Genomic DNA, 12,127 nt, shown 5'->3' on the forward strand with positions numbered 1-12,127 from the left:
TTCATCGTCACCGACCAGTGGTGCCGCACGTCGGTGGCCGGACTCTACGCGATCGGGGACGTCGCCGGTGGGCCCTGTCTGGCGCACAAGGCCAGTCACGAGGTGCTGGTCTGCGTGGACCACCTCGCCGGGGTGGCCGACGTCAGACCGTTGGATCGAGCGTTCGTTCCGCGGTGTACTTATAGCCGTCCACAGATCGCGAGCCTCGGCCTTACCGAGCAGCAGGCGCGCGGGCTGGGGCGGCCGCTGGAGATCGGAGTCTTCGACCTGGCCGCGAACGGCAAGGCGTTGGCACAGGGCGAGGAGAGCGGGTTCGTGAAGACGATCTTCGACGCGGAGTCCGGGGAGCTGCTGGGGGCTCATATGGTCGGGCCCGAAGTCACGGAGCTGATCCAGGGATTCTCGGTTGCACATGGTTTGGAAGCCACCGCGGAGTCGATGGCCGAGATCATCTTCCCGCACCCCTCGGTGTCCGAGGCGATGCACGAGTCGGTGCTTGCAGCGCTTGGACGATCGATCCACGCCATGCCCTGATCGATCGTCCGTCATTGCACAGGCCGGCGCTCACGCGGCCCGTGAGCCCGGGATCCGTCCACCCACGCGAATCCCGGGCTTCGCCGCGTCCTCTCCGGTCGGACGACGACCCGGCGCATCGCTTCCTTGGACACAAACCGGCAGTCGGCCGAGAATCGTCGCAGGCCGACCTCTAAGCCGGCCCACCCTGGCGTCAAAGCATGGCGCGAATATTCGCCCGATTCTTTTCCAAACCAGAGAAATGCGTCAGCGGATTCCAGGCTGACATTTGCCGATCGCCCCACTTAGCCTCGTAGTAACGATCAGACATGGCAATGGAGGCAAAATGTCGAATAATTGGCTTGGCATCGAAGACAAGATCGTCATCGTCACCGGCGGAAACTCCGGCATCGGTAAACACATCGTCCAGGGTCTTCGGGCCGCGAACGCTCAGGTCGCGTGTTTCGACATTTCGGTCGAAAACGGCGTCGATCCCGAGACCGGCGTGCTCAACCTGAAGGTCGATGTCACCGACCCCCAGGCGGTGGAAGCTGCGGTGGTTCGTGTCTGCGAAGAGCTCGGCGAGGTCAACGCCCTGGTCAACAACGCCGGCGTGAACTTGCCCCGCCTGCTCGTCGACGTGCGTGGCGAGGCCCCGCAGTACGAGTTGGACACCAAGTCCTTCGACTTCATGTTCAACATCAACGTGAAGGGCGCCGCCCTGGTGGCCCAGGCCGTTGCCCGCCGCCTAGTCAAGGCCGGAGCTGGCACCATCGTCAACGTCACCTCCGAAGCCGGCACCGAGGGCTCGAAGGGCCAATCCGCATACTCCGCGTCGAAGGGCGCCGTCAACGGCTTCACTTTGTCGTGGGCCAAGGAGCTCGGCCCGCTGGGCATCCGCGTCGTGGGCATCGCGCCTGGCATCCTGGAGCCGACCGGTCTGCGCAACCCCGCCTACAACGAAGCGTTGGCCTACACCCGCAACACCACCGTCGATAACCTCTCCCCCGACTACGCGAGGGCTATTCCGATCGGCCGCCCAGGCAAACTGGACGAGGTCGCCGATGTGGTCTGCTACCTGGTCTCCGATCGTTCGAGCTACATCACCGGGACGACCCTCACCGTAACCGGCGGAAAGTCGCGCGGCTAATTCGGACGCGTCATGTTGTCGGGAGCCAGCCCCCCACCCGTCGCTCGTCCGAACGAGAGTGATGCAGGGCTCCGCAGGCAGCAGCGCAGGACCGTCATGGACCGGTGAAACTCATGAACCGTCGAGCAGTGATACTCACTCAGCTGGAAAGACATCTGTCTGCCAACTGCGAGGCTCTGATAACTTGCCTCGGAGTCGGTGCCAAGACGATTGCCAATGACATCCAAGAGATCAACCAGCAACTCGCGGGTGCGGCCTATATCCGACTCGACAACGGGCGGTACCGCCTCTGGGTGGTTGATCGAGATCGCTACGCCAGGCTTCGCGCGCAGTTCGTCGACACACCGCGGTCATTCAATGATCCGCGGACGCGGGCGGGGTACACGCTCGCCAGGCTGCTGCGGGCCGATCGTCCGGTGATCAGCGACGAACTCGCCCGCGAGATGTCGACAAGCCGCTCGACCGTGCTGGGCGACCTCGCTCAGTTGCGTGAGGAGGGTGCGCCCTACGGTGTGACCGTCGTCGGACGGCCGCATGCGGGGCTGGAGTTGCGCGGCGACGAACTCGGGATCCGGTTGCTGGTGCTCGACTGGCACTACGACACCGTTTACTCGGGCTATCCGATCGACGACGAACTCACTCTGCCTCTCGACAAGGCCATACAGCAGTTTAGGCTGGGTCACAACGTCGCCGAGAACGCGCGCCGTTGGTACATCGTGATGGTCGACCGGATGCTGACGGGCCACCCACTGGGGACCTTGCCGAAGATCTACGACGCGGCGAGCGAACTGCCGGCCCATCGGTTCGGACGACTCGTGACCGATGAGGCGGCGGCGCTGCTTCAGATAGAGGTCAATCCGGCTGAGGCGATCTTCCTCTCGCTTCCCGTCGTCGGAATGCGGACGCCGCGTGACGATCAGCGGCTCACCTTGCAGCCCGCAGCCGACGACGACGTCCGGAATATCGTCCAGCTCATCTTGGATCAGATCGAGACCGAGATGGACATCCGCATTCCGCCGGCCGCCATGCTGCAGGAGTTCTCCCATCATCTGGCGTTCATGATCAACCGGCTCCGCTTCCGGATCCGGTTGCCCTACCGGGCCCTCACTGACCTCAGCACCGCCTATCCGGTCGCTTTCCGGATGGCCACCATCGCCGCCCAGGCCACCGAGCGAGAGACAGGTGCAGGTGCCTCTGGTCGAGGTGAGCCTGCTGACCAGCTACTTCCAGGTCTTCCTCGAAGAGCAGCGCCGTGCCTGTGCCGTGGCGCTGCGGGTCGCCGTGGTCAGCGATGTCGGGCGTGTCTCGGCGCGACTCGTCCAGTTGCAGGTCGCCAAGGTGATGGCCGACGACACGGACTTTTCGCTGTATTCGCTGGACGAGGCAACACCGGGGACTCTGAACGACTTCGACTTGGTCATCTCGACAGCCTTGGCACCGCTACAGACCGCCGCGCCGGTGATTCAGCTAGCCGAGGTCTTCGACCGGGACGAGTTGCTGGGCCATATCAACAGACTGCGCTTCGACCGCAACGCCAGCATCCCGCTGGGAGCCGGAAGCCGCTCGCTGCTGGCGAACCTGCTGGACCGCGATCGTTTCATCAAGTTGTCACCCGAATTGGACTACCGCGAGAACCTCGATCTGATGCTGGATCACCTGATCCAGTTGGGCTACGTGAACGAACGCTTCCGCGAGACACTGGCCGAGCGCGAACGCCGGTCGTCCATGGCGATCGACTCCTATCTGGCGTTTCCACACACCACCCTGCCCAAAGGAGCTGACCAGATTGTCCTGGCCATCGGGGTGATCCCCCGCGGCAGTGACGATGAAGGGCTCAGGATAATCGTGCTACTCGGGGTACCCGAGAAGTCGGACTACGACGACACCATCCTGATCGACATCTACGAGGAGATCATCCGGCTGACCTCCGACCGGGCAGGGCTCGACCGGATCTCCCGATACACCTCGTACGAACAGTTCTTTCTCCACATGACCAATAGCCCACTCACCTGGCCTCCAACCCTCTACCCGTAATGACAGGACGGGATATGAATTTCTGGTTTCTGCTCATCGTGCTAGGCATCGCGTACCTGGCGCAGCTTGGGCTCTCGATTTTTCAACTCAAGGACTTCTCCTCAACCTACGGGCGTCTCCGCAGGCGGGGGAAGGTGGCCATCGGCAAGCGCAAGAATGCAGTCAGCGCTGGTGCCATCGCAATGTTCCTCATCGACAATGAGGGAATCGTCCGTGAAGCCGAAGGAATGACCGGCCTCACCGTATTTGCCCGCTTCAAGCCGATCAAGGGCTTCGAGGGACTACCTGTCAGCGAAATCGGCGACGGTCCCACCAAACGCCTCGCGAAGGGCTTGCGGCTGGCAGTGCTGAATGCACGCGACAACTGGCTCACTGTTCAGCTGGGTCAGATCCCTGAGGAGCCGCCCGGCCCTCTGATCCGCCTGATGAGCCGGATGAGCAGAAAGAAGAAGTCTGCACAACCGGCTGCTGTCCGGGCACCCCACGCAAAGATCTGCGTGGTTCGTACAGAAGGAGTTACTCGATGAATTACCTTGTCAAGGGGGCGGAGTGGTTCATTGCCCTCTTCCAGGCTGGCGCTGAAACCTTCATCTCGTGGATGGGCGGAATCGTGCCGCTCGTCCTGATGCTGCTCATCGCCATGAACTCGCTCATCGGCCTAATCGGCGAGAACCGCATCAATGCGTTCGCCCGTAAGGCTTCCGGCAACCCAGTCAGCCGCTACATGCTGTTGCCGTTCTTCGGCGCATTCATGCTGGCGAATCCGATGGCGCTGTCGCTGGGCCGCTTTCTCCCGGAGTGCTACAAGCCGTCCTACGCTGCCGCAGGCATGCAGTTCTGCCACACCAGCAATGGTGTCTTCCCGCACATCAACCCGGGGGAGCTATTCATCTGGCTGGGCATTGCCAATGGCATCACCCAGTTGGGACTGCCGACCGCGCCGCTGGCTATTCGCTACCTGCTCGTCGGCCTCGTGATGAACTTCGTCGGCGGCTGGGTCACCGATTTCATCACCCGCTGGGTCGAGAAGCAGCAGGGCGTCACGCTCAGCCGCGAAGTCGTCACCGAAATCTGAGCCACGCGAGACAAGAGGAAACCAAAGACATGAGCTTCAACTCGATCATCGTTGAGCGGGGCAGCGGCGGCTACGGCGGCCCTCTGACGATCACTCCAACCGAGACCAAGAACAAGGTCGTCTACATTGTGGGCGGCGGCGCTCGTCCCGATGTGGTGGACAGGATCGTCGAGCTGACCGGCATGGAGGCCATCAACGGCTTCAACAATGCGGTCCCGGACGAGGAGACCGCGGTTGTCGTCATCGACTGCGGAGGCACCCTGCGCTGCGGGCTCTACCCGAAGAAGGGTATCCCGACGATCAACATCATGCCAACCGGCAAGGCCGGACCGCTCGCGCAGTTCATCCACGAGGGCATTTACGTCTCCTCGGTGGGTGCCGCCCAGGTTCGCCTGGCGGAGGACGCCGCAGTCGCCGGGGTTGTCACCGCTGCTGCTGACGCCACTGCTGCCGGCACGGATGGCGCCGCTGACGCTGCCCGCCCTCGTGGTGAGAAGGTCACGTTCACCGGTGACAAGAAGATCTCCGAGACTCTCGCCACGAAAAAGAAGAAGAACCTCTTGGAGAAGATCGGTCTGGGCGCAGGCAAGGTCGTCGCCACCTTCTACCAGGCGGGCCGCGATGCCGTGCAGACCATGATCACCACGATCATTCCGTTCATGGGCTTCGTCGCCATGCTGATCGGTATCATCAACGCCTCCGGATTCGGCAGTTGGTTCACCCACTTCCTGACTCCCCTGGTGGGTTCGGGCCTCGGCCTGATGACCCTGGGCCTCATCTGCTCGCTGCCGTTCCTGTCGCCGCTGCTCGGCCCAGGCGGTGTCATCGGTTCGATCATCGGTACCCTGATCGGCGTCGAGATCGGCAAGGGTGCGGTTCACCCGAGCCTCGCGCTGCCGGCACTGTTCGCCATCAACACCCAGAACGGCTGTGACTTCATCCCGGTTGCGTTAGGTCTGGCAGAAGCGCAACCCGAGACCGTCGAGATCGGCGTGCCTTCAGTGCTCTACTCCCGCTTCGTCAACGGCGTCCCGCGCGTCGCGGTTGCCTGGCTGGCGTCGATCGGCCTTTACTCCTCCTGATCTGAGAGAGGGCTCCCACGCACGGTCGGGGGCCCTGTCTCATCCAACCATTGGTCGAAAGGACCTAAGATGACTTCGATCTTCAGCACCACTGTTGAGGCCATTGGTGGCGAGGCCGACGCTTTCGCCGCGCAGGGCATGTACATCCTCTTCGGTGCCGGCGCACCGCCAGAACTCGCCGACTTCTGCTACACCATTCGACTGGTTCCCACCTCGGCGGCTATCGCGGTCGGACAGAAGTTCGTCATCGACGGAGTCGAGTTCCCGATCACTGCGGTCGGCAGCGTCGTCCGCAAGAACCTGGACGGCTTGGGCCACATCACGATCAACTTCAACGGTGCCTCCGAGGCGTCGCTCGACGGATCGCTGCACGTCTCGGGTGATGCGCCGCCGCTGAACGTCGGCTCGACCATCTCCATCGAGGAATGATCCAGCGATGATGAGTCGGACTGTCGTCGTAGCCGATCCGCAAGGCGTTCATGCCATGCTGGTACATGAGCTTTGCCAGACGGCCGACGAGTACTCATCATCAGTCTGGATCTTGACGCAGGGTAATCGCAGTTCGCTGGCTCGGGCGGTCGAACTACTCGCCCTCGGGATCCGCTCAGGAACACCAGTGAAGGTCGTCGCCGACGGCATTGATGAGGCGGAAGCCCTGGCGGCCGTCTGCGCCCTTCTCGAGTTCGCCCCGTGAGCCGCTTCGGGCTTCGCCGCGTCCGCTCCGGCCGGACCACAATCCGGCGTATCCCTTCCTTGCTCGCATACCGGCAGCCCGCGCCGTTCCCGCGTCCGATCGCTGAAGCCGCAGTCGAGATCCGGAGCTCGCACGCGTCCTCAGATTTCTAACGCGACGGCATGCCGGGATCTCGCTTAGGACGTCCTAAACCGGCGTCTTTCAGGCGGGCGGCTAGCCTTGTTCGGAAGGCAAAGGAAGGTTCATCATGCCGAAGCTGCGATCTCGCACGACCACGGACGGCCGCAATATGGCCGGAGCCCGCGCACTATGGCGCGCGACCGGGCTCACCAACGAAGACTTCGGCAAACCGATTATCGCCATCTCCAACAGCTTCACCCAGTTCGTACCCGGCCATGTCGGCTTGCGGGATGTCGGCACCATCGTCGCCGACGCGGTCAAGCAGGCCGGCGGAATCGCCCGCGAGTTCAACACCATCGCCATCGACGACGGCATCGCGATGGGCCACGACGGCATGCTCTACTCGCTGCCCAGCCGCGAGATCATCGCCGACTCGGTCGAATACATGGTCAACGGTCACAAGGCCGACGCCCTGGTGTGCATCTCCAACTGCGACAAGATCACTCCCGGTATGCTGCTGGCCGCGCTACGGCTGAACATTCCGACGGTTTTCGTCTCGGGCGGCCCGATGGAGTCCGGGCGTCCGGTCACCATGGACGACGGCTCCCAGTCGCACCGGCTCGATCTGATCGACGCCATGACCAACGCCGTCGACCAGCAGGTTTCGGACGACGAGCTGTGGCGCATGGAGCAGGCTGCCTGTCCGACCTGCGGCTCATGCTCGGGCATGTTCACCGCGAACTCGATGAACTGCCTCACCGAGGCGCTCGGTCTGGCGCTGCCGGGCAACGGCACCACGCTGGCCACCCACGCGCTGCGCCGAGAACTCTTCGAAGAGGCCGGGCGCACCATCGTCCAGATCGCGAAGCGCTACTACGACCAGGACGACGCGTCCGTGCTGCCACTGTCGATTGCCACCAAGAAGGCGTTCTCGAACGCCATGGTGATGGATATCGCGATGGGCGGCTCAACCAACACGATCTTGCATCTGCTGGCTGCTGCCCAAGAAGCGCGAGTCGACTTCACTCAGGACGACATCGACGAGCTCAGTCACCACGTCCCTTGCATCTGCAAGGTCGCTCCGAACACCAAGAACTACTTCATCGAAGACGTGCACCGCGCCGGCGGCATTCCCGCGATCTTGGGCGAACTCAACCGGGCGGGTCTGCTCGACCCCGAGGTGCATTCGATCCATCACGATTCGATCCAGGGCTACCTGGACGATTGGGACATTCGCGGCGGCATGTCAGTGCCGGCGGCCGAGCGGCTCTTCCATGCCGCGCCGGGCGGCGTCCGTACTACTGAGATGTTCTCAGCAACGGCGTTGTGGGACTCCCTCGATCTGGATGCGGAGAACGGCTGCATCCGGTCTGTCGAGCAGGCCTACACCAAGGACGGCGGCCTGGGCATCCTGAAGGGCAATATCGCCCTCGATGGCTGCGTGGTCAAGACCGCCGGCGTGCCCGCCGATCAGTGGGTTTTCCGTGGTCCGGCGAAGGTCACCGAATCTCAGGACGAAGCCGTCGAGGCGATCCTTTCCGGACGCATCGAGGCCGGCGATGTGGTGGTCGTCCGCTACGAGGGCCCCAAGGGTGGCCCCGGCATGCAGGAGATGCTCTACCCCACCAGCTACCTGAAGGGCGTGGGACTCGGGCCGAAATGCGCACTGATCACCGACGGCAGATTCTCCGGCGGCTCGTCGGGTCTGTCGCTGGGCCACATCAGCCCCGAGGCCGCTAGTGGCGGGGCAATCGGCCTGGTCCGCGATGGGGACATCATCTCGATCGACATCCCCGGGCGCTCGATCAACGTAGAACTGTCGGACGAGGAGTTGGCCGTCCGCCGCGCCGAGCAGGACGAACTGGGTTGGAAGCCGGTGAATCGCGACCGCAAGGTCAGCAACTCGCTGAAGATCTTCGCGCTGCTCGCCCAGAGCGCCGACAAGGGTGCTGCCCGACGCCAGCTCGACTGAGTTCTCCTCGTTGCTGATACAACGCGCGTGACTAACTACATGCGATTTGTGGTCGACAGGCGCGCTAAATCGAATTAGCAGGACCGACCGGGCTGAATCGCATGTAGTCTGTCACGCTCACCCAGCAAGCCCTCCCGAAGGCCCGATAAATCAACAAGATTGACTTCATGCCCGCGCGGCACCAGGCTGACGCCATGCGAGCCATGATCGTCAAAGAGTTCCGGGAACTCACCCGAGACCGCCGCACCCTGGCCATGACCATCGTGCTACCCATTCTGCTGCTGGTCGTCTTCGGGTATGCCGCGAACTTCAACGTCGAACACGTCTCAACGGCCCTGGTCGGCAGCAACACCACTGCTGCCGCCGACCGGCTGCCCGATCTCTTCGCCGTGACCGACGATGTCGACGGGTCGGATCCTGAAGAGTTGCTGCGCTCCGACCAAGTCGATGTGGTCATCGACACCTCCGCGATGCCGATGACCGCCTACATCGACGGATCGGCACTGTTCGCCGCGCAGTCGGTGCAGATCGCCGTCGGTCGAAGCGGTGGGTTGCTGCAATCCGAGGTGCTCTTCAACCCCGATCTGACCACCTCATGGGTGCTGGTGCCTGCGATCGCAGGCCTGATCATGGCATTGATCGGCACCATCATCACCTCGATCGGCCTGGTCCGGGAGAAGGAGACCGGCACCATCGAGCAGCTCGCGGTACTGCCGATCCGGCCGTCCGCGGTCATCATCGGCAAGATCGCGCCCTACTTCGTGCTGGCCACCGCAGACATCACGGTCGTCACACTGCTCGGTCTGTGGCTCTTCGACGTCCCGTTCAACGGCCCGGTCTGGGTCTATGCACTCGGCGCAGCCTTCTTCCTGCTGGTGGTCTTGGGCTTCGGCGTCCTGGCCTCGACGTTGTCGACGACCACCGGGCAGTCGATCCAGACCGCATTGTTCTTCATGTTCCCGCAGATCCTGCTGTCGGGAATGGTCTTCCCGCTTGAGGCCATGCCCTGGGGCGTGCGCTGGATCGGCTACGGGTTGCCGCTCACCTACTTCATCAAGATCGCCCACGGGGTCCTGCTGCGCGGGGCGGGGATTTCCGATCTGTGGCCGAGCCTGCTCATCCTGGCCGGTATGGCCTTAGTCATTCTCACCACGGCGATCCTCCGGTTCGGACGATCGCTGGCCCCGCATCAAGCCGGACGAGCGCACCGCGCCCCGGCCGAACACGAGCACCCGCGTAGGGCCGCCTGATGTTCGCGGTTCACGATGTCACGGTGAGCTTCGGCGACCTGCTCGCGCTCGACGAAGTCAGCCTCGACGCCGCGCCGGGCGCAGTAACGACAATCGTCGGGGGCGACGGCGCGGGAAAATCAACACTGCTGAAGGTGCTGGCAGGACGCGTCCGGCCCGACAGCGGAACAGTGTCGGCGGCCTCCTCGGGCGAGTTGGGCATGCTCCCGGCCACCGCCGGGTCGTGGGGGAATCTGACCGTGCGGCAGAACCTCGAGTTCTCGGCCACCGCCTTTGGTCTTCAGAGGTCCCGGCTCCGCGAACGCACCGAAGAGCTCATCACCGCAGCAGGTCTGGAGCCCGCTCGCGATCGCCTGGCCTCGGCACTGTCGGGCGGCATGCGCCGCAAGCTTGGCGTCATCATGGCGCTGGTCGGCAGCCCGCAGCTCGTGCTGCTCGACGAGCCGAGCACCGGAGTCGACCCGGTCAGCCGGGTCGAGCTCTGGCGGCTGATCAGCCGGGCCGCCGCCGATGGGGCAGCCGTCATCACCACAACCACATACCTGGACGAAGCCGAACGCGCCAGCCGGTTCCTCGCTCTCGAATCGGGGCGCGCATTGCTCGGAGGCACCCCCGCCGCGGTGAAGGCCTCGGCCCAGGGCGCGTTCTGGGCGGCCAAGGAACGACAAGGCGCGCTCGCCTGGCGGCGGGGCCGCTGGTGGCACCACTGGGCACCGGTGCTACCCGCCGACGCAACAAGACAGCAGCCCGACCTGCACGATCTCGTCGTGGCGGCCGCTCTGCGGGCCGAGGAGCACAGCCGATGACTCCCCTTCTGATGACCACATCCCTGACCAAATCGTTCGGCCAGGTCGCTGCGGTGCGCGACGTCAGCTTGCAGGTGAACGCCGGTGAGATCGTTGGACTGCTCGGCGCGAACGGCGCCGGCAAGACCACCTTCATGCGCTGCGGGCTCGGGATCCTCGAGGTGAGCGGTGGTCGATCGCTGCTCTTCGGCGATCCGCCGTCGCGCGCCGGCCGCGCCCGTATCGGATATGTGCCACAGAACCGGGGCCTGTACGCCGACCTGACGCCGCGCGAGAATGCCGGATTCGTCGCGGCGATCTTCGGGCAGTCAGGAGGTGCGCCCTCGCTCAGCGGGTACCGCGACGTTCCGGTCCGCGACCTGCCGCTCGGACAGCAACGCCGCCTCGCCTTCGATCTCGCACTCGCCCATCGTCCGGGACTCCTCGTCCTCGACGAGCCGACCTCGGGTGTCGGGCCGCTCGAATCGGCCAGGCTCTGGGAGATCATCGGAGCCCAGGCCGAAGCCGGCACCGGAGTACTCGTGACGACGCACAACATGACCGAGGCCTCGCAATGCGACCGGCTGGCGATCATGATCGATGGACGGCTGGCCGCCGAGGGCACCGAGGCCGAGATCATCGGGGGAACCCGCGCGGTCACCGTCGATGCGGCCGACTGGCAGGCTGCATTCGATGCGCTGCTGGACGCGGGCCTGCTGGTCAGCCTGGCAGGCACCTCCGTGCGGGTCCTCGGCACACCACCCGAACGGGTCGAGCAGTTGCTCGTCCGGCTGCCCGCGACGATCAATACCGACCGCGCGAGCCTCGACGAGTGCATGGCACTGTTGGGCCTGTGAGCACCCGAGCGCGGGGGCGCCGTCCCGGAAAGTCGACGACCAGGCAGGACATTCTCCGGGCCACTGCCGAGATCGTCCAAACCGATGGTGTCGCCACAGCAACAGCCCGCGCCATAGCCGAACGCGCCGGCGTCGATCCGGCGCTGATCTACCGGCATTTCGGCAGCAAGGACGCCCTCTTCGACGAGGTCTTCCGGACGATCTTCGCGACTATGCCAGGCTATGGCCGTCCGATCACGAACGGACATCAGTTGGTCGAGTTCGCTCTCGATCTGTGGGAAAGCCCGAGCCGCCGGATGATCGGCATGGGAGCGATACGTTCTGCGGTGACCAGCGATCGCGCGGCAGCAACGGTGCGCGACGTGATAACTCGCACCATCCTCAAACGCATCAGCGAATCGGTGCGCGCCGATCATCGTGAGCTGCGCACCTCGCTGATAGCCGCCCAAATCGTCGGCATCGTGCTGGTGCGGCACGGCATCAAGCTTCCCGCGATGTCGAGGGCCAAGCGTGAGGAGATAGTCCGGATCACTGCGCCGGTAATCGAGCACTTCATGCATGGTGATCTGGGTCTGGGGTAGTCGAGTCGCCGACC

14 protein-coding genes are annotated in these 12,127 nt (G+C 64.1%); 13 read left to right on the plus strand and 1 reads right to left on the minus strand.

Going from position 1 to position 12,127, the window contains the following annotated elements:
• Both AAFP05_RS03610 and AAFP05_RS03615 read left to right on the plus strand, forming a co-directional pair.
• A partial coding sequence (locus AAFP05_RS03610; protein ID WP_341728493.1) for an FAD-dependent oxidoreductase occupies positions 1–534 on the plus strand: 534 nt, incomplete at its 5' end.
• A gap of 325 nt (positions 535–859) precedes the next feature.
• A complete protein-coding gene (locus AAFP05_RS03615; RefSeq protein ID WP_341728494.1) occupies positions 860–1,663 on the plus strand; it encodes a sorbitol-6-phosphate dehydrogenase subunit in 804 nt (267 codons plus the stop codon).
• 350 nt (positions 1,664–2,013) lie between these two features.
• On the opposite strand, the gene AAFP05_RS03620 is transcribed toward AAFP05_RS03615, so the two are convergent.
• Positions 2,014–2,712, minus strand: a complete 699-nt coding sequence (locus tag AAFP05_RS03620) for a hypothetical protein (protein ID WP_341728495.1) — start codon at positions 2,710–2,712, stop codon at positions 2,014–2,016.
• 133 nt (positions 2,713–2,845) lie between these two features.
• On the opposite strand from AAFP05_RS03620, the gene AAFP05_RS03625 reads away from it, so the two are divergent.
• From AAFP05_RS03625 to AAFP05_RS03675, 11 genes are all read left to right on the plus strand, one after another.
• Positions 2,846–3,697 carry a PTS sugar transporter subunit IIA gene (locus tag AAFP05_RS03625; RefSeq protein ID WP_341728496.1) on the plus strand — a complete coding sequence of 284 codons (852 nt, stop codon included), beginning with the start codon at positions 2,846–2,848 and terminating at the stop codon, positions 3,695–3,697.
• A gap of 14 nt (positions 3,698–3,711) precedes the next feature.
• A complete protein-coding gene (locus AAFP05_RS03630; RefSeq protein ID WP_341728497.1) occupies positions 3,712–4,224 on the plus strand; it encodes a transcriptional regulator GutM in 513 nt (170 codons plus the stop codon).
• A complete protein-coding gene (locus AAFP05_RS03635) occupies positions 4,221–4,772 on the plus strand; it encodes a PTS glucitol/sorbitol transporter subunit IIC (protein WP_341728498.1) in 552 nt (183 codons plus the stop codon). The genes AAFP05_RS03630 and AAFP05_RS03635 overlap by 4 nt, the downstream gene beginning before the upstream one ends.
• 29 nt (positions 4,773–4,801) lie before the next feature.
• Entirely contained in the window at positions 4,802–5,854 is a 1,053-nt protein-coding gene (locus AAFP05_RS03640; protein WP_341728499.1) for a glucitol/sorbitol-specific PTS transporter subunit IIBC, read from the plus strand.
• Positions 5,855–5,923: 69 nt separating this feature from the next.
• Positions 5,924–6,283 (plus strand): PTS glucitol/sorbitol transporter subunit IIA, encoded by a 360-nt coding sequence (locus AAFP05_RS03645; protein ID WP_341728500.1) that lies wholly within the window; start codon positions 5,924–5,926, stop codon positions 6,281–6,283.
• A 7-nt stretch (positions 6,284–6,290) separates the two neighbouring features.
• Entirely contained in the window at positions 6,291–6,548 is a 258-nt protein-coding gene (locus AAFP05_RS03650) for an HPr family phosphocarrier protein (protein WP_341728501.1), read from the plus strand.
• 247 nt (positions 6,549–6,795) lie between these two features.
• Positions 6,796–8,640, plus strand: coding sequence for a dihydroxy-acid dehydratase (gene ilvD / locus AAFP05_RS03655; protein WP_341728502.1), 1,845 nt, complete (start codon positions 6,796–6,798; stop codon positions 8,638–8,640).
• A gap of 194 nt (positions 8,641–8,834) precedes the next feature.
• Entirely contained in the window at positions 8,835–9,890 is a 1,056-nt protein-coding gene (locus tag AAFP05_RS03660) for an ABC transporter permease (protein WP_341728503.1), read from the plus strand.
• Positions 9,890–10,696: an ABC transporter ATP-binding protein gene (locus tag AAFP05_RS03665; protein WP_341728504.1), complete on the plus strand. Its 807-nt coding sequence runs from the start codon at positions 9,890–9,892 to the stop codon at positions 10,694–10,696. The genes AAFP05_RS03660 and AAFP05_RS03665 overlap by 1 nt, the downstream gene beginning before the upstream one ends.
• Entirely contained in the window at positions 10,693–11,532 is an 840-nt protein-coding gene (locus tag AAFP05_RS03670) for an ABC transporter ATP-binding protein (RefSeq protein ID WP_341728505.1), read from the plus strand. Before AAFP05_RS03665 ends, AAFP05_RS03670 begins: the two co-directional genes overlap by 4 nt.
• Positions 11,529–12,113 (plus strand): TetR family transcriptional regulator, encoded by a 585-nt coding sequence (locus AAFP05_RS03675; protein ID WP_341728506.1) that lies wholly within the window; start codon positions 11,529–11,531, stop codon positions 12,111–12,113. The genes AAFP05_RS03670 and AAFP05_RS03675 overlap by 4 nt, the downstream gene beginning before the upstream one ends.
• Positions 12,114–12,127: the final 14 nt, after the last annotated feature.

Source organism: Brooklawnia sp., from assembly GCF_032229645.1.
GTDB lineage: Bacteria > Actinomycetota > Actinomycetes > Propionibacteriales > Propionibacteriaceae > Brooklawnia.